A 17,372-nucleotide genomic window follows, 5' to 3' on the forward strand; every position below is an offset into this window, starting at 1 on the left:
TCTTCAAAAACTTGCGAAGGACTTCTTTCTTATTGTAATGTTTCATGGTAAGCCCATTTTATTCGTCATACATAATTCGTCATTCCATGCTGGGTGAGTATAAGGTCGAATTAACAATGACAGCGATCAACCGACAGATACCGTTTCAAACCTATGTCCTCCCCTTGGTGGACCGCATCTCACCCTTACCATATTTGAGAAGCACTCTGTTTTTTCTTGTAAAACATGAAAAAATTGTTGTTTTTATATATAATGAAATTAGTAATTGAAAATGAATAGGAGAGATTAAGAATGATTTTTAAAGTTTATTATCAAGAAACCCTTAAAGAGGCAGCCGTGCGTGAGCATACTCGTACCATATATGTTGAAGCGGATTCAATACGTGAGGCTCGTCTCAAAATTAAGGACCAGCCTTATAACGTAGAATATGTTGAACCCGTAACAGGTGCATATTTCGAGTATGAAAAACAAAATAATCCAGATTTTAAAGTATTGGAGCTAGGATAATTTATGAAATTCGTTAAAAATGACCAGACGGGCGTTTTCGCATTAGGCGGACTAGGCGAGATCGGTAAAAACACATACGCAGTACAATTTCAAGATGAAATTGTCATAATTGATGCAGGAATCAAATTCCCTGAAGATGAGCTTCTTGGAATTGATTACGTAATTCCAGATTATAGTTACTTAGTTAAAAATGTTGATAAAATTAAAGGCTTATTTATCACGCATGGTCATGAAGATCATATTGGCGGAATTCCTTATCTTTTAAAACAAATAAATATTCCAGTCTATGGCGGTAAGCTTGCTCTAGGTCTTCTTCGTAATAAATTAGAAGAGCATGGCCTTCTTCGTACGACTAACTTGATTGAAATCCAGGAAGATGACGTGATTAAATTCCGGAAAACTTCTGTATCATTTTTCCGGACTACACACAGCATCCCTGATTCATATGGAATTGTTGTTAAAACACCTCCTGGTCAAATTGTTCATACTGGAGATTTTAAGTTTGATTTCACTCCTGTTGGAGAACCCGCTAACTTAACTAAAATGGCTGAAATCGGTAAGGAAGGCGTACTCTGCCTGCTATCAGACAGTACGAACAGTGAAGTCCCTACCTTTACTATGTCAGAGCGTAAAGTCGGCGAAAGTATTGATGACATCTTCCGTAAAGTGGATGGCAGAATCATATTTGCTACATTCGCATCAAATATCCATAGATTACAGCAAGTAATTGAAGCTGCCGTAGCGAATGGCCGTAAGGTTGCTGTTTTTGGACGCAGTATGGAAGCAGCCATTAATATCGGACAAGATCTTGGTTATATTGTTGCCCCTAAGGAAACGTTTATCGATGCACAGCAAATCAATCGACTGCCTGCTAATAAGGTAACGATTTTATGTACAGGAAGCCAAGGAGAGCGGATGGCTGCATTGTCAAGAATTGCAAATGGCACTCACCGCCAGATCCAAATCATTCCTGGAGATACAGTAGTCTTTTCTTCCTCACCAATTCCTGGAAACACAATTAGCGTTTCTAGAACGATTAACCAACTATACCGTGCCGGTGCAGATGTTGTTTCCGGACCACTGAGCAATATTCATACTTCAGGACACGGTGGACAACAAGAACAAAAATTAATGCTTCGCTTAATTAAGCCGAAATTCTTCATGCCAATTCATGGTGAGTACCGTATGCAAAAAATGCATTCGCAACATGCAATTGACTGTGGCGTTCCAGCAGAAAACTGTTTCATGATGGACAATGGTGATGTGTTGGCGTTAAGCGACAAAACCGCTCAAATTGCCGGCAAAATCCCTTCTGGTTCCGTTTATATTGATGGCAGTGGTATTGGCGATATCGGGAATATCGTATTACGTGACCGCCGTATCCTCTCTGAAGAGGGACTTGTTATTGTGGTAGTTAGTATTAACATGAAAGACTTTAGAATTTCAGCTGGTCCAGACATTATCTCGAGAGGGTTCGTTTACATGAGAGAATCTGGTGACTTAATCAGTGACGCTCAATCTCTAATTACTAAGCATTTAAATAAAGTAATGGAACGTAAAACCACTCAATGGTCAGAAATCAAAAATGAGATTACAGATACCTTATCACCATTCCTTTACGAAAAAACAAAAATACGTCCAATGATTTTACCAATCATCATGGAAGTTTAATAGCAGAACAAAAAACCGTTCCCATTGGGAACGGTTTTTTATTGCACGACTTTCTTTTCAAAACGATTAATATCTGTATCTGTACCAATCACGATTAAGATATCATCTTTCTGAATTATATCACCAGCGTGAGGCGAGACAATAATTTCTTTTCCTCGTTTTACTGCCACGATATTAATCCCAAACCTTGCTCGAATATCTAAATCGATAATTGTATTTCCAATCATTTTATCACTTGCCACAATTTCGACGATTGAATGTTCATCTGAAAGCTCTAGATAATCTAGTACATTGGTTGAGACAATTTTATGGGCAATTCGTTTCCCCATATCCCGCTCTGGATGAACAACATGGTCGGCTCCTATTTTTCGAAGCCCTTTTTCATGATAGTCATTTTGTGCTTTAACTGTAATCTTGCCTATTCCCAGTTCTTTAAGCATTAGCGTTGTTAAAATACTGGATTGAATATTGTCTCCAATTGCTACAATCACGTGATCAAAGTTACGTATTCCTAGACTTTTTAATACATTCTCATCAGTTGTATCACCAACTACAGCATGCGAAGCAATTATCGCATATTCATTGACTCGATCTTCATCTAAATCAATAGCGAGCACCTCCATGCCCTCTTCGGCTAGAGCTTTTACAATACTCCCGCCAAAACGGCCAAGGCCAATCACTACAAATTCTTTTTTCACAGTAATACCTCCAGAATTGTATCTGATCAAATAATACCTATTCTAGCACAACGAATTAAAACTTACAGCATTTTGCAAGTCTCATGTGTAATAAATAAAAAACTATGAATGCGTAATCATCAAGATACCCCCTACATGAAAAAACCTACCTGCCTTTTGTTTGGGCAGGTAGGTGAGCTTAACTGATTTGTTGAAGCGTATATTGTGCTTGAACAAGGTTGTAGTAATCACCTTGATGCTTCATTAATTCGTGGTGATTACCCTGTTCAATGATTTCCCCATGATCAAGAACGAAGATGTTATCTGCATCTCTAATCGTAGAAAGCCTATGAGCTATAATAATTGATGTACGACCTTTTAATAGGGTTTTTAGTGCTTCTTGGATTTTAACTTCCGTTTCCGTATCAATACTCGCTGTCGCTTCATCAAGAATAAGTATTTTGGGGTTTGCCAGCAATGCCCGGGCAAAAGATAATAATTGGCGTTCACCCACAGAAAGAATATTTCCCCGTTCTTCTACCTCTGTACCATAATCATTTGGAAGTCTGCTGATAAAGTGGTCTGCGCCCACTGCCTTTGCGGCAGAAATAACTTCTGAGTCCGTTGCATTAGGCCGGCCAAAGCGGATATTCTCCATAATCGTCCCTGAAAAGATAAAGGTATCTTGCAAGACAATACTGATATTTCCTCTAAGACTGTCTACCGATAAATCTCGCACATCAACACCATCAATTTTAACGGATCCACCAGTTGAATCATAAAAACGACTGATAAGGCTTGCGATCGTTGTCTTACCAGAACCAGTATGTCCAACAAGCGCTATTGACTGTCCTGCCTTCATCTTCAAACTAATGTTCTTTAATGCTTGGCGTTTTCCATCATAGGAGAAGTCTACGTGATCAAAGATGATTTCACCTCTCATCTTTTCCAATCGAATAGCATCCTTTCGCTCATCAATCAGCGGCTTCTCATCAATATATTCAAAGATTCGTTCAGACGAGGCCATACCTACCAATAATTGATTGTAGACTTGACCAAGTCTTGAGATTGGTTCCCAGAACATCCCTAGATAAAATGCGAATGAAACAAACACACCGATCGTAATCGTTTCATTCTGAATAAGGTGTGTCCCGTACCAGATCAATACGGCTGTACCAACTGCATTGGTCATCTCCACTAAGGGGCGAAAAACCGCATTCTTTTTCGATGCATCTTTCCAGCTTACAAAATTCTCCTCGTTGACCCCATCAAAGAAGGCCATATTTTCCTTTTCCTGCGTGAAAGATTGTGTAATCCGGATCCCTTGAATGCTTTCATTTAAATGAGAGTTCAATTTAGCTTGTTTAATTCGAACAACCTGCCAGCTTTTGCGGATTTTCTTCCGTAAGCTGGTTGAAATAAAGAACATGATTGGGAGAATAATCAAAATCGCTAGAGTTAACGGTGGACTCAAAATAAAGAGGATGACGATTACTCCAATCAAAAGGACTACATCCATCAATAAATTAATGACACCATTCGTAAAGAGTTCCTGTAATGAATTAATATCATTCATTATTCGGACTAAAATTGACCCAGCCGAACGCTGATCAAAAAACCGATGAGATAAGCTTTGGACATGCGTGAATAAATGCTTACGAAGATCGTATATAACATTTTGCCCTAGTTCATTCATCCATTTTATTCTGAAGATATTGGCCGCATAAGAAACTACATACATACCGCATAAAATGGCAACAAGAAGATAAAGCTGTGAAATGTCTTTATTCTCAATTGCTCCATCAAGCGTATAGACTCCAATTAAAGTGGGAATCACTAATTTAATAGCCGTTGTCAGCAACACCATTAGGATTGCAAGCGGCAGCAGCGTCCTTGAATAAGGTAATATATAACGAAATAAGCGAACCATTTGCTTATAATTAAACGGTTTTTCAATTACTTGATCGGTTGAATATTGAAATCGTTTCAAAACACTTTTTTCTATGTTAGTTTGCTTCATATACTCCCTCCTGCAAGAGAAACCGCTTCTTTATCTTGAAACTGAATATCATAGATTCGTTGATAGGTACCTTTACGCCTAATTAATTGTTCATGTGTCCCTCTTTCACTGACTTTTCCATTATCAAGCACAAGTATTTCATCCGCGTGTTTCAAGGAAGATATTCGATGAGCAATAATAACCGTTGTCCGATCTCTCATAACATCTTTGAGGGCTGCTTGAATTTTGAATTCTGTTTCCATATCCACTGCACTGGTTGCATCATCTAGGATTAATATACTTGGATTAATACAAATAGCCCTTGCTATAGCAATCCGCTGTTTTTGTCCTCCGGATAGTCCCATGCCGCGTTCACCAAGCAACGTGTCGTATTGAGCAGGCAGCTCCATGATAAAATCGTGAGCATCGGCCCGTTTGGCTGCATCAATGATTGCTTCCAACGATGCCTCAGGGTTTCCGTAAGCAATGTTCGCTCGAATGGTTGAAGAGAAGAGAAAGGATTCCTGAAGTACAAAGCCAATATTCTTACGAAGTGTATCAAGCGAATAATCTTTTATAGATTGATTATCAATCCGGATTTCTCCTTCAGTCGGTTCATAAAACCGGGTAATAAGCTGAGTAATCGATGTTTTCCCGCTTCCGGTAGCCCCAATCAATCCAACTACCTTTCCTGGCTTCACCGTAAAAGAGACATCCTCTAAGGCTGCGTCATCATCTTCTGCATATTGAAGGGTTACATGGCGAAAGTCTACTGCACCAAGTAAGTTATCTTTCATAATCGGATTTTGATTAACTTCAATGTGCTTTTCTTCCTCCATAATTTCAAGTAATCTTTCCCCTGATGCTTTAGCCTGCGAGAACATATTAATAACAAACCCTAGATTAATAATTGGCCAAAGAATGTACCCAACGAGGCTATAAAAAGCAACCAATTCGCCATATGTAAGTTGATTACCAATGACCAAATATCCTCCATAAGCTAGTAAAGCAACAACAGAAAGGTTTCCTAACAGCTCCATAAGCGGGAAATACTTTGCCCAAATTCCTGACGTCATAAGAGAGGTTTCTTTATAATCTCTATTTGCCTTGTTAAATTTATTAATTTCAAACTCTTCTCGTGATAATGACTTGACCGTATTAATTCCACTGATATTTTCCTGTACGTTTGTATTTAACTGGCCAAATGATTTTCTGACTTTTCTGAAAGCTGGATGTACTTTTTTATCAAACTGGTAAACTACTACTGCAAGAAAGGGTAGCGTCGCAAGTGTAACAAGCGTTAAGGGAATAGAATAATACATCATCACTCCGAAACAAAGACTTACCATTAAGACAAACCGCAGCAATTCTGAAAAACCATAAGAAAGAAAAAAACGGAAGCCTTCAACATCAGCAGTGAGACGGGACATTAAATCTCCAGTCTTTGCATTGTCATAATAACGAAAGGGTAAATATTGAAGTTTCTCATATAACGAATTCCGTAATTTATATACGGCTGATACACCAAATACGTCTCCATAGTACTGCTGGATAAAGGTTGCCAGCCCTTTCACTCCCATCATTCCAACAAATCCTACTGCTAGGTAAGACACCAACTTATAGTTTTTATTTAGCGCTACCTCATCAATGGTAATTTTTAGTAAGACGGGGTAGATCACTGTTATTGCCGTAGCAATAATAAGGAACAGCAGTGATATAAAAAAGTACCGCTTATACGGCCAATAAAAATCCTTTAACTTTCTTAACGTCTCCATCTATTTGTCCTCCTCTCTTCTGTTAAAAAACCAAATAGAGTATACATAGTTTCGTTCTTCGTTAGAGAACGTATTATCTAATATACCGAGTTTCGAAATAAATTTCTACCTATTTTTTCAAATATTTTATATTTTTTAACAATTAGCATAAAAGAAATTTCTACCTGCTTTCTACCTATACTATTTATTCTTATTAACCTTTATCTTTACTAGCACAGGGAATAATTTAGGTGCGTAGGTTTGAGAGAATTCGAGGAGTCATTACACATAGAAAGGATGTTACAAGGATTGTTTATTCATTTTAAATCTTAATGACCGAATTAATTAAAGACGCCTGCAAGGAAGTCAGCGCAAACAATGAAGAAAGTATATTAAAGGACCAAGCGTCCTCGGTGTTCAAGTATTTGATTCATCAATGGTGATACGGGTTCTAGCTACAACCGTAAACGGTAAGTAAACGGAAATTGAAAGACAGCTACGCGTTGCGATTAAACGAAGCATGGCTAATGAACATCAAAAATTAACATTCTTTTATTATTTAAAAGCGAGTGATAGATAGAATTGGCAAGGGGATCGCAAAATGCATCAGAGTACATCTCAAAGAAACCTCCAGCATAAAGCTGGAGGGTTCTTTGAAGACAATTTTTTTAGAGTGATCCCTTATATGTTAAGTAGCGGGTGAGAAAGGCTATTGCACGTTCTATCGCATTTTCATTTGGATTCAGCCTGGCGCTGTGAAGTCCATATTCTGAGTCCACTCCCAGCCAGAACATAAAGCCTGGTATTTCCTTTAGCATATAGCCAAAGTCTTCCCCTGTCATCGCTTCTTTACAGTGATAGAGGTTAATGTCTTCATCTTTCTCTGCAAATTCAATAAATTCATTGGTTAATTGCGGTTCATTCTGAACCTGATAATACATACATCCATAGTCTATCACAGCTTGACACTGATAACTGATTTCCATTCCCTTTACTAATTGTTCAATTCGCATTTTCACCTTTGCCATGGATTCGGCATTTAGTGTTCGAATGGTTCCTTCCAATCGTGCATTTTCAGCGATAATGTTCTGAACCGTACCGCCAGTAATCTTCCCAATTGTTATGACAGCTGAATCAAGCGGATTTACATTTCGAGAAACTATTGTTTGCAGTTGACTTACTAGTGTACAAGCGGCAACAACCATATCATTGGTTTCATGAGGATAGGCAGCATGTCCACCCTTTCCTTTTAAATCAATAAATAATTCTGAAGTATTGGCGAATAAGAGCCCTTCCTTGATCGCTATTGTACCTACTGGGTACTCTGGTGCAATATGAAGAGCCAGAATCATGTCTGGTTTCCATCTTTCCATCGGTGCCGATTTTAACATAGGCTCGGCACCGCCTGGCCCCTCTTCAGCAGGTTGAAAGATAAAGAGTAAATTATCATTTATTGCCGTATGTACGAAGTGTGTGAACAGCCCTAATGCGATGCTCATATGAAAATCATGACCACAAGCATGCATACGGTCATAATGCTCTGATTGATAGGGTAAATCTGTTTCTTCGACAATAGGAAGACCATCGATATCTGCGCGATAGCCAATCGTCTTATGTGGATTTGTTCCCTTGATTTTTACAAAAATTCCTGTTTTCCACGTTTCTATTTCTAATCGTTCCTGAGGCAGACTGTGTATATAGTCTAAAAGATATTGTTGGGTTTTAACCTCTTTAAACCCTGTTTCGGGAATTTTATGCAGGTCTCTGCGAATTTTCGTAAATGGATTAAGCTGTTCCATATCTTTCCCCCTATAGCGAAAGCGTGGATAACAAGCATCCACGCTTTAATGATATGAATTAATAAAGATCTCTGGCGATTACAGCTGACGTAGCTCTTGCATAATTTCTGTTTTTGATTTAGTTTTTTCATCGATTTGTTTAATTACTTTAGCAGGTATTCCAGCTGCAACTGAGAATGCAGGGACATCTTTGGTGACAACCGCTCCAGCCGCAACTACGGATCCTTCACCAATCGTTACCCCTTCAAGGATAACGGCGTTAGCTCCGATTAATACATCATCTTCAAGGACGACAGGTTTTGCGGAAGGCGGTTCGATTACTCCAGCAAGAACTGCTCCTGCACCTACGTGACAATTTTTACCGACGGTAGCCCGTCCGCCAAGAACGGCATTCATATCGATCATCGTACCTTCTCCGATAACAGCTCCAATATTAATGGAAGCTCCCATCATAATTACCGCATTGTCCCCTATTTCAACTTGGTCGCGAATAATCGCTCCTGGTTCGATACGTGCCTTTACACCCTTCAAATCAAGCGTAGGAATAGCAGAATTTCTGCGGTCATTTTCAACCACAACATCTTCGATTTTATCGTTATCGGTAATGGCCGCACTTATATCAGACCATTCTCCAAATACCACACCAGTGTTACCAGTAATGAACGTTTTAGAAGCCGCTCCAAAATCGATATTCTCTAAATCACCTTTAAGGTATACCTTCACAGGTGTTGATTTCGTACTGTTTTGAATAAACGCAATAATTTCATGAGCATCCATTTTTTTCATATGTACTTCCTCCTCATCAACTATAATAAACAGACTTAAATGTATCAAACATACGCTTGTAAAACAAGAAATATAGTTCTACCAAAAAGAAAGAACTGAATGTTCTAATTTGAATAAACTTATTATAAGTTATTTACTAACCATCCCTTGGCTGCGAATATGTTCTTCAACCACTTCTTTAAAGGCCTGAACTTGCTTCAATTCAAATGATGACTCGTAACCGCAAAGCCATGTATCGCGTTCAATTGAATGATTTTGTCCATCCAGCAATGGAATTTTAAAAATATTTTGATCCTTATCATGTAAGGTAATGGCCGGAAGAATCGCATATCCGATACCATTGAAAACCATTTGCTTACATGTTTCAATTTGATCCACGATAATTGTATTTTTAGGAGTTGTTTGAAACTGGCGATGCCACCAATCCTGTATTTCTTGATAATAATTTGAATCACTTTTAAATTGAATAAACGGCCGATCGGTTTCAAGTACTTGACTTAAATCATTCATTTCCGTATCAACTAGATACAGCATATCCGTAAACAAATGCTGCTTATACCCTTTCCAGTCTGGTGCACCTCTAATTACCCCGATATGAACCTGACCCTCATATAAAGTTTTTAAAATTTCACTGCTCCATCCAGTTATAAGTGATATTTTTGCATATGGATACTTTCTTACGAATTTCTTTAGAACCTGTGGCAGCCAATTTTGTCCGACGATGGAGGCACAAGCAATTTTCAACGTTCCATATACTTCATGATCCATGGCTGTGAGCGTTTCCCTCACTTTTTCTTCCTTTCCAAGGACATCATTTGCAAATCGTATAACTTCCTCACCAGCTGGAGTAAGCGAGAGTCCTTTTTGAGAGCGAAGGAATAACTTTTTTCCCCAGTCATTTTCAATCGTATGAAGTCTTTGTGAAAGTGCTGGCTGCGAAACAAAGAGTCGTTCAGCTGCTTTACGCATGTTTAACTCCTGCGCAAGAACAGATAACATTTGAAACTCTGAAAATGACATCGGTCGTCCTCCTTGATTAGTTTTTCTTATCGATTACAATCATTTTATTAAAATTTTATTATTGAGAGATCCCCGATATAATTAAGTGGAAAAGAGGGATTGATATGACAGAGGCTTTACTTATACTAATTGGATTTACGGCTACCTTTATTGGTACATTGGCTGGCAGCGGCGGAATGATCGGTATGCCAGCCATGCTATTACTTGGTTTCCCCATACACAATGTCATTGCAACAGCTAAATTTTCTAATATTTTCGCATCCTTCTCCAGCTTTTTTGTACTGATTAAACAAAAAGAGTTAACATTTAATGATGTTACTGCCTTAATCCCGTTTGCTCTTTTTGGCGGTCTCATTGGGGGACTACTCGCTAACTCATTTACTGAAAACACAATGAATGTCATAGCCGTCCTGTTATTGGTTTCTGCTTTTATTCTCAGTATCCTTAAGAAACCGCAGGCCAAAGAAACACACAGCTGGTCCCTTCCCAAAAAAACATATCCCGCCCTTTTCAGCATTAGTGTGTATGATGGCATGTTCGGTCCAGGACAAGCCACTCTCCTCATGTATACCTTCTTAAATAGTGGAGCGGCTTATCTTAAATCACTTGCCTTGACGAGATTTCAAACCTTTATCAGCTGTCTTGCCGCATTTATTACTTACTTAGCAGCAGGAAACTTCATCTGGGAAATGGCCATCTTTTATGCACTCGGTTCTCTCGGCGGTGCTCAGGCAGCCATTTTTGCAGCAAGAAGGATTTCCACTGCCTATCTACATCTCATTCTACACTGTGTCACCCTATTACTTATCATTCAACTTATGTACCGCCTTCTTTTTTAATTCAGTCTGCTTGCTTCCTCTCGGTATAAATAAAAGGAATACCATACTCAGTGCGGCAAATAGCAGGACAATTAGATAGACGTTATGCAGTGCGGCAGACAACCCCTCCTGAAGGAGTTGTACGGTTTCATTGGGCAATAACATACGTTCCTCACGATCAAGCAGTTGATTGGCCGAATCAATGGATAAAGGCTCTTCACTTCCTGCATGTTGATTGAGGTACGATTGAAAACTACTGTTCATGACACCTCCTAAGAAGGCAGCTCCTATTGTGTTTCCTAGGTTCCTCATAAACATATTGGATGCTGTTGCAATACCGCGTCGTTCCCAGCTTACTGTACTTTGTATCATAACTATAAACGAAGTAGACGTGAACCCCATTCCTACTCCTACAAAAAAGGATCCAGTAGCTGCATATAAAGGACCAGCGCCGGCAGGCATAAAGGCTAACAGTAAACTGCCGAAAATGAGTGACCCTCCTCCTAAAAGAGAAGTCGCTTTAAAGCCGATTTTCATTAACAGACTTCCAGCGAAGGTTGAAGCAATAGGCCAACCGATGGACATCGCCGTCAGTGTAAAGCCTGCGACTGTTGGTGATCGTTCCATGACACCTTGTACATATGTCGGCAAGAAGCTGGAAAATCCAATCAACATAATTCCTGTTGCCAGTGAGACGATATTCGCGATTAAAATAGAGCGTTCACGCCAAATTTCAAACGGCATCATCGGTTCAGGGGTCCTGCCTTCCTGCCAAATGAAGCAGACAAACGCACTAACACCCAAGATAATTAAACTGATAATCGGAGCAGAAGTCCATTGCCACTCTACGCCCCCCTGAACAAGAATAATCATGAAAGACGAAATCGATACCGTTAATAGTACTGCGCCGCTATAGTCAATGACTGCCTTTTTCTTTTCCACTTTTTCGTGAAGAAAGAACCACAATAAACACATCGAAAGGATACCAAGCGGGATGTTAATCCAAAAAATTAGCCGCCAGGTGACACTTTCAACCAGAATCCCTCCTAGAGCCGGCCCCAAAACAGCCGATATTCCCCAGACACTTGAAAGGTATCCTTGAACCTTGGCACGCTCTTGTTTGACATAGATATCACCAATAATGGTCGATGCCACCGGAGCAATTGCACCGGCCCCAAATCCCTGTATGAACCTAAATAAAATTAATTCATGCATCGAATTAGCAAACCCACATAAGATAGAGCCGATTAAAAAGATAATGATTCCAATTAGTAAGATTGGCTTTCTGCCAAATAGATCAGAAAGTTTCCCATATATCAAAACAGTAACTGCATTCATAAGCAAGTAACTTGAAAACACCCAGCTATACAAAGAAAACCCGCCAAGGTCTCCAACAATTGCAGGCATCGCTGTGGATACGATCGTTCCTTCGATGGCATTCATGAACATTGCCAGCATAACTGCCGCCAGTACGAAGTTTTTCTTTGTGACCTTTTCTCCACTGTTTTTTCTTGCTGTCTGTTGCACTTCGTTCACCCTCTATGTTTTCATTATGTGTTTTTTCCAGAAGGCAAACATAACGCCCCCGTAAAGGGAGCGTTATGTTTTCCTATTTAGCAGCATCTAGAAGATCTCGATTAACTATTTTCAGAATTGCTCTTCTCGTTAAAATTCCTTCAAATATCCCATCTTCATCAACCACACAAACAAAAGGATGATCAATTAAAAGTTCAAGGCCTTTTTTTATTTTATCTTCAATATGAAGACGCGGAATAGTAACAGTCATAATCTCAGAAACTTTTTTGTTTTCAAGTTCCTCGAACTCAATTCGCTGCAGGCCTAAGATAGATTCAAGGATAACCGGTGTACTGATAAGACCGTGTAGTTTATACATTGGGTCTAACACTGGAATGGCTGTATACCCGCTTTTAGTCAGAACCAGCAGGGTATGCTCTAGGTTGTTCGTCACTTGGACGTGCGCAACCCTTTCTGAAGGTATCATCATGTCTTTCACGCTGCATTCGAGTAAATTCCCATCATGAATACCAATCATGTCAAAACTCCTTACCTAATAAAAGTAGTCATATTTTTCTTACAGTTCTAGTGTAACATAGGAAAAGGAAAGATTCTTACTTTGAAATAGAAATTTTGTAACCGTTTCAATGCCATTTCATTACCCTTTACTTACCTGGATGTTACGAAGTGTATACTCACACTCTAAACATTTATAAATCATATTTTGATTGGATTGTGCCGTTATCACTCTATTCAAATCATTTGTTTTGTTGCACAAAGGACATACACATTTAGGCATTTTCATTTTCAGCCCTCCTGCTTTAGGATACAGCAGAAAGTGAAATAAATACCTATTACTAGGATTTCTTAGTCAGATTGGTCTCTATTTTTTCAAGTGTCTGCCGAATGGCAGCTAATTCTCTTTTCGCGAAAATGAGCTCTGCCCACAACAAAAGCACCCCAAAAAATAATAATATCAAAATGAGATATAAACCCATTGCCCACCTCTTTCGAACGTAAGAATTTTGCTAAGGTAATGAACTTGTAAGCTCTTGATTGTTTCAGAAACTCTCCATGTCATCAGAATTATATCTCCGACGGATATGGTCTTTAATTATACCACATGTTTCCAGTAAATAATTTGTTACTATCATCAAAGACAAGCTTAAAAAAAAAACAGCCTGATAAACACCAGGCTGTTTTTCTATTTGTGATACTTTACAGTAAAAGATCAAAGATTTCAATAGTAATCATATCAATATTATCAAATTGATATTTAGAAGACTTGTTCTTATCACTAAACACTTCTAATTCAAACATTTCCGTTTTGCTGAAATATGTAACCTGGCATTTTTTCACTCCATCTATTTCAAAAAAACGCTCTGCAGATTCGGTTTCCTTCGCCTGCTCTTGTAAACTTTTCAATCTGGTAAGAATGCCCTGTAATTGAGACATACTCCCACTCCCTTCTAATAAAACCTATTCGATAGGTTTCACTATATCACAAAAAACTATCCAATAACACGCATGTTTTAATTTCAGAATCTTAAAAAACTTTGATATAATCGGACAGACAACTTTTACACAATAATTAGTTGCCTATAATAAACAGTTATTAGGAGAATTTTGCCCAAACAACCCATGTAAGTATGTTTCATAAATCCTACCTTCAGTGTCAAACAAGAACCATTATGTGCTGATACGGTTTTCTATTCAAGCTCATCAATTTCTTCTATAATAATAAAGCTATTACTTTTATCTGGAGGTTCTGAACAATGAATGACGTAATACTCTATACTCAACCGGACTGCCCGCCATGCAAAATTGTTAAACTGTTTTTTAAAGAAAACAACATTACGTATACGGAAAAAGATATACGCGCTGATTCTGCAGCGATGAATGAACTGACTAAGAAATATGGTTCATATTCAACTCCAACGGTCATTATTAAAGATGAAGTTATTATTGGATTTGAAATAGACAAAATGAAAAAAGCACTATCCATAGACTAAACGTCAAAGTAGAACCCAAGCCCGAAAATTGGGCTTGGGTTCTATTTTAGTAAATATCGTTAACTGTTGAAAAAGCCTGAGATTGAAAACGATTTAAGGAGGTAACAATACTCTGTGAAAGAATAGTAAATCCTAGTGTTTCTGTACTTAATTTTTCCATTGTAGATTTACTGCTTATTTGATCACCCTGGACTTGTTTGTTTTCCTGCTTTTTTTCAGTTTCAAAATTTATTTGATGCACCTTCCACTTTCCTTGTTGCTTGACCAATAGTACTGTTTCAGAATTCGTATAAGTTATCGGACCCTCTGAATGTTCAGCCATATCTTCACTAATCACCAGTTTTTCTTCGTCTTTACTTTTTTCAATGGTTGTATGGTCATTATAGCTAAAGAATGGAATATAGTTTTCTGCTGAATCAGATCCTAAAGTGGCATAGCCGCCATCTACTTTTACAACATTTTCCTTAACAAATTTATTAATCATTTCACTTGTAAAATACGGTTTCAGTTTTTCTTCAATTTCTTGGATGCTTCTTGCTTTCTCACTGATTTCTACCTGTTGATTGAAAGCTTTTTCAAGTGTTGTAAAGACTTCATCTCTATGTATATTCTCAGCAGCAGTTGTCTGGGCTAAGGTAAACAAACTAAATAGGAATACACCTGCAAATAATGCCCTGAATTTATTCATAATTCGCCTCCTAAGTTGTGTTGGAACGGTAAGTTATTAATTATGTACCCGCTTGTCTAGAAGGCAAACGTCTTTCTTTCAGGTTCTCTAACACGGTGGGTTCCATGAAAGGATAAAAAAACTTGCAGGGTTTATCCTGCAAGTAGAAAAGTTATTTAAAGACATAATAAAAAATAAAGCCGGCCACTACTACTGCAGCAAGAATTAGTGCAAGAAAAATTGGATTTAATAAATAAGGGTGTTCATGAGCAGACCCTTCAATAGAGGGGTCCAGTTCTCTTTTTTTATCTTTTTGTGTCTTCAGTACCACTAGGCTATAGTAAAGGGAATATAGAATAATGATGACTACTAAGATGCATAAAATCCAAATAAACGTACTCAATGATTACTCTCCCATCATTTGTTTCCAATAGCTTGACACTTGATACCAAACTTTATGCATCAAAGGGCTGATTATAATAAGTCATCATTTTCATACAAATAATCATACGAAAGGTCGATAAATAAATAGCTGTTATGATCGAGTGGGAAGGAGAACGTTCGAATGGTTTCCCCTGATTCGATATCACTATATAAATCAGATAATATTCCTTTTTTTTCATGCTTCATCTCAACAATATTTTCAAGAAAATAAGGACGCCAGCTCCAGTTCTTCCCCATATATGTTTCTTGTACAATCCACTTTCTTTCTTTTTTCAGGATATTTGGTGATATTTGAAAACCTTCTTCGTTACATATATAAAGACGGAAGGACATTGATTCAATTTTTTCGGCCAGAGTATGGAGCCATTCTCCATAGCCGGCAGTTTTTTTGTGTTTAGCCATAAAGGACTTCATGTCTTCATTAAATTTATTGGTTAATCGGTAAACATTTTCCAACTTTTTCATTTCTAGAGTGATAAAACCACGACATTCTTTTTTGAAATTTTCGCGTAATATATCCCGGTCAACCAGCTCTAGTTCAGGCTTTGCAAGCAAAAACCCTTGATAATAGCGACCCCCGTTTTTCCATGCATACCTTAATTGGTATTGGCTCTCGATATGTTCAAACAGCAGATTAGCCCCGATTTTTCGCGCTAAAAAGCTTAAAGAAAATAGAATGACCTGAGTAACTTCACCGCTCGTTTTTCGCAGCTGTTCTAAATTCACCTTTACAATATGCGGTGATATCTGTGCAATTCGATCCATTTTGCTTTCCGCCCCAATATGATCAAGCGCAATCTTAATGCCAAACGTTTTATAATATGACAGTACATGCTGCAATGAATCCAGAATCTCCTCATAATCGGTATCAGTTAGTTCGAGAACAATACGTGAAGCGGCATCACCCTGAAAATATTTTTGGATAATGGATAAAAATTCTTCTCCGTGATCAAACATCAGCAAATTGGGATCTCGATTAATAAAGATTAAAAAATCTCCTTCTTTAGCCGACAGTACAGCTAAAGCTTGATCAAGTAAATAATTATCCACTTCATTTCGATACTCCATTGGAATTTTGCTATCAAGGAAAAACGGCCCTAGGCTCTGATAACCGGTTTCTGTTTTATATCGGCCTAATATTTCAAACCCTGCCACACGATGCTCATCAGCACTAAAGATAGGTTGAAAAAAAGGCTGGACCCGGTCAAGGTTAGCTAGTATATCTTCTGAATTCAAGACGTTCCCCCCTATCATCATCTCTACATAAAAAGTATATCATTAGTTGACGTGTACGAAAATTCAAAAAAAATGATAAAAAAAAACCGTACCATAAAGGTACGGATTTTTTCGGTCCGCCCTTTCCCTTAAAAAGGGAAAAAGATCGGGATCGTCACAATTACGATAAGACCAATTAAGACTTGCATTCCTATTCCAACAATGGCAAAGTCTTTATAATTATAGTCACCAGCTGTCATTACCAGTGCATTTGTTGATGATGCTCTTGGGGTAGAAAACGGCAGAGCCGCAGCTACTGTTACACTTACTAAAATAGGTACTGGACTATAATGCATGTTAACTGCCACAGTAAATGCAATAGGAGCTATAAACATTGTTATGGCAATATTGGAGACAAATTGAACACCAATCAAGGTTATAATATAGAGTAATGCTAATAAACTATAAGGACCGGCATCTCCAATGAT

Annotated in this window: 18 protein-coding genes; 4 read left to right on the forward strand and 14 right to left on the reverse strand. The window is 38.2% G+C overall.

Going from position 1 to position 17,372, the window contains the following annotated elements; all coding sequences use genetic code 11:
* Nucleotides 1–291 precede the first annotated feature (291 nt).
* Nucleotides 292–507: a DNA-dependent RNA polymerase subunit epsilon gene (locus AC52RT_RS00745; RefSeq protein WP_495538982.1), complete on the forward strand. Its 216-nt coding sequence runs from the start codon at nt 292–294 to the stop codon at nt 505–507.
* A gap of 3 nt (nt 508–510) precedes the next feature.
* Nucleotides 511–2,178, forward strand: a complete 1,668-nt coding sequence (gene rnjA, locus AC52RT_RS00750) for a ribonuclease J1 (RefSeq protein ID WP_495538983.1) — start codon at nt 511–513, stop codon at nt 2,176–2,178.
* A 38-nt stretch (nt 2,179–2,216) separates the two neighbouring features.
* Here rnjA and AC52RT_RS00755 read toward each other — a convergent pair whose 3' ends face one another.
* The 6 genes from AC52RT_RS00755 to ccpC form a co-directional block, all read right to left on the reverse strand.
* The gene (locus AC52RT_RS00755) at nt 2,217–2,876 is read right to left on the reverse strand and encodes a potassium channel family protein (protein ID WP_495538984.1); all 660 of its coding nucleotides are present in this window, start codon (nt 2,874–2,876) and stop codon (nt 2,217–2,219) included.
* Nucleotides 2,877–3,054: 178 nt separating this feature from the next.
* The gene (locus AC52RT_RS00760; RefSeq protein WP_495538985.1) at nt 3,055–4,875 is read right to left on the reverse strand and encodes an ABC transporter ATP-binding protein; all 1,821 of its coding nucleotides are present in this window, start codon (nt 4,873–4,875) and stop codon (nt 3,055–3,057) included.
* A complete protein-coding gene (locus AC52RT_RS00765) occupies nt 4,872–6,629 on the reverse strand; it encodes an ABC transporter ATP-binding protein (protein WP_495538986.1) in 1,758 nt (585 codons plus the stop codon). Before AC52RT_RS00765 ends, AC52RT_RS00760 begins: the two co-directional genes overlap by 4 nt.
* A 647-nt stretch (nt 6,630–7,276) precedes the next feature.
* Complete coding sequence (locus AC52RT_RS00770) at nt 7,277–8,407, reverse strand: N-acetyldiaminopimelate deacetylase (RefSeq protein ID WP_495538987.1); 1,131 nt, start codon at nt 8,405–8,407, stop codon at nt 7,277–7,279.
* A gap of 78 nt (nt 8,408–8,485) precedes the next feature.
* On the reverse strand, nt 8,486–9,193 hold the full coding sequence (gene dapD, locus AC52RT_RS00775) for a 2,3,4,5-tetrahydropyridine-2,6-dicarboxylate N-acetyltransferase (RefSeq protein ID WP_495538988.1): 708 nt from the start codon (nt 9,191–9,193) through the stop codon (nt 8,486–8,488).
* 129 nt (nt 9,194–9,322) lie between these two features.
* A complete protein-coding gene (gene ccpC / locus AC52RT_RS00780; RefSeq protein WP_495538989.1) occupies nt 9,323–10,213 on the reverse strand; it encodes a transcriptional regulator CcpC in 891 nt (296 codons plus the stop codon).
* Between the two features lie 104 nt (nt 10,214–10,317).
* On the opposite strand from ccpC, the gene AC52RT_RS00785 reads away from it, so the two are divergent.
* Nucleotides 10,318–11,052, forward strand: coding sequence for a sulfite exporter TauE/SafE family protein (locus tag AC52RT_RS00785; protein ID WP_495538990.1), 735 nt, complete (start codon nt 10,318–10,320; stop codon nt 11,050–11,052).
* Here AC52RT_RS00785 and AC52RT_RS00790 read toward each other — a convergent pair.
* The 4 genes from AC52RT_RS00790 to AC52RT_RS00805 all read right to left on the reverse strand — a co-directional run bounded on the left by AC52RT_RS00790 (nt 11,014) and on the right by AC52RT_RS00805 (nt 14,001).
* On the reverse strand, nt 11,014–12,558 hold the full coding sequence (locus tag AC52RT_RS00790; protein ID WP_495538991.1) for an MDR family MFS transporter: 1,545 nt from the start codon (nt 12,556–12,558) through the stop codon (nt 11,014–11,016). The genes AC52RT_RS00785 and AC52RT_RS00790 overlap by 39 nt on opposite strands.
* Before the next feature lie 82 nt (nt 12,559–12,640).
* Nucleotides 12,641–13,084 carry a cyclic-di-AMP-binding protein CbpB gene (gene cbpB / locus AC52RT_RS00795; protein ID WP_495538992.1) on the reverse strand — a complete coding sequence of 148 codons (444 nt, stop codon included), beginning with the start codon at nt 13,082–13,084 and terminating at the stop codon, nt 12,641–12,643.
* Between the two features lie 120 nt (nt 13,085–13,204).
* Entirely contained in the window at nt 13,205–13,351 is a 147-nt protein-coding gene (locus tag AC52RT_RS00800) for a hypothetical protein (protein ID WP_495538993.1), read from the reverse strand.
* 413 nt (nt 13,352–13,764) lie between these two features.
* Nucleotides 13,765–14,001, reverse strand: a complete 237-nt coding sequence (locus AC52RT_RS00805; protein WP_040375978.1) for a YkuJ family protein — start codon at nt 13,999–14,001, stop codon at nt 13,765–13,767.
* A 320-nt stretch (nt 14,002–14,321) separates the two neighbouring features.
* Here AC52RT_RS00805 and AC52RT_RS00810 point away from each other — a divergent pair, with 320 nt between their 5' ends.
* Complete coding sequence (locus AC52RT_RS00810; protein ID WP_495538994.1) at nt 14,322–14,558, forward strand: glutaredoxin domain-containing protein; 237 nt, start codon at nt 14,322–14,324, stop codon at nt 14,556–14,558.
* A gap of 46 nt (nt 14,559–14,604) precedes the next feature.
* Here AC52RT_RS00810 and AC52RT_RS00815 read toward each other — a convergent pair whose 3' ends face one another.
* The 4 genes from AC52RT_RS00815 to AC52RT_RS00830 form a co-directional block, all read right to left on the reverse strand.
* Nucleotides 14,605–15,246 (reverse strand): DUF3993 domain-containing protein, encoded by a 642-nt coding sequence (locus AC52RT_RS00815; protein WP_495538995.1) that lies wholly within the window; start codon nt 15,244–15,246, stop codon nt 14,605–14,607.
* Between the two features lie 151 nt (nt 15,247–15,397).
* Nucleotides 15,398–15,628, reverse strand: coding sequence for a hypothetical protein (locus tag AC52RT_RS00820; protein ID WP_495538996.1), 231 nt, complete (start codon nt 15,626–15,628; stop codon nt 15,398–15,400).
* Nucleotides 15,629–15,699: 71 nt separating this feature from the next.
* Nucleotides 15,700–16,905: an EAL-associated domain-containing protein gene (locus tag AC52RT_RS00825; protein WP_495538997.1), complete on the reverse strand. Its 1,206-nt coding sequence runs from the start codon at nt 16,903–16,905 to the stop codon at nt 15,700–15,702.
* 128 nt (nt 16,906–17,033) lie between these two features.
* Nucleotides 17,034–17,372 (reverse strand): anion permease (locus AC52RT_RS00830; RefSeq protein ID WP_495538998.1); only part of this gene is annotated, 339 nt, incomplete at its 5' end.

The organism is Peribacillus sp., assembly GCF_059453735.1.

Coding starts and splice junctions, on each gene's coding strand:
- AC52RT_RS00785 (WP_495538990.1), top strand. CDS start 10,318: ATGACAGAGGCTTTACTTATACTAATTGGATTTACGGCTACCTTTATT.
- cbpB (WP_495538992.1), bottom strand. CDS start 13,084: ATGATTGGTATTCATGATGGGAATTTACTCGAATGCAGCGTGAAAGAC.
- AC52RT_RS00800 (WP_495538993.1), bottom strand. CDS start 13,351: ATGAAAATGCCTAAATGTGTATGTCCTTTGTGCAACAAAACAAATGAT.
- AC52RT_RS00815 (WP_495538995.1), bottom strand. CDS start 15,246: ATGAATAAATTCAGGGCATTATTTGCAGGTGTATTCCTATTTAGTTTG.
- AC52RT_RS00765 (WP_495538986.1), bottom strand. CDS start 6,629: ATGGAGACGTTAAGAAAGTTAAAGGATTTTTATTGGCCGTATAAGCGG.
- rnjA (WP_495538983.1), top strand. CDS start 511: ATGAAATTCGTTAAAAATGACCAGACGGGCGTTTTCGCATTAGGCGGA.
- AC52RT_RS00805 (WP_040375978.1), bottom strand. CDS start 14,001: ATGTCTCAATTACAGGGCATTCTTACCAGATTGAAAAGTTTACAAGAG.
- dapD (WP_495538988.1), bottom strand. CDS start 9,193: ATGAAAAAAATGGATGCTCATGAAATTATTGCGTTTATTCAAAACAGT.
- AC52RT_RS00810 (WP_495538994.1), top strand. CDS start 14,322: ATGAATGACGTAATACTCTATACTCAACCGGACTGCCCGCCATGCAAA.
- AC52RT_RS00745 (WP_495538982.1), top strand. CDS start 292: ATGATTTTTAAAGTTTATTATCAAGAAACCCTTAAAGAGGCAGCCGTG.
- AC52RT_RS00770 (WP_495538987.1), bottom strand. CDS start 8,407: ATGGAACAGCTTAATCCATTTACGAAAATTCGCAGAGACCTGCATAAA.
- ccpC (WP_495538989.1), bottom strand. CDS start 10,213: ATGTCATTTTCAGAGTTTCAAATGTTATCTGTTCTTGCGCAGGAGTTA.
- AC52RT_RS00760 (WP_495538985.1), bottom strand. CDS start 4,875: ATGAAGCAAACTAACATAGAAAAAAGTGTTTTGAAACGATTTCAATAT.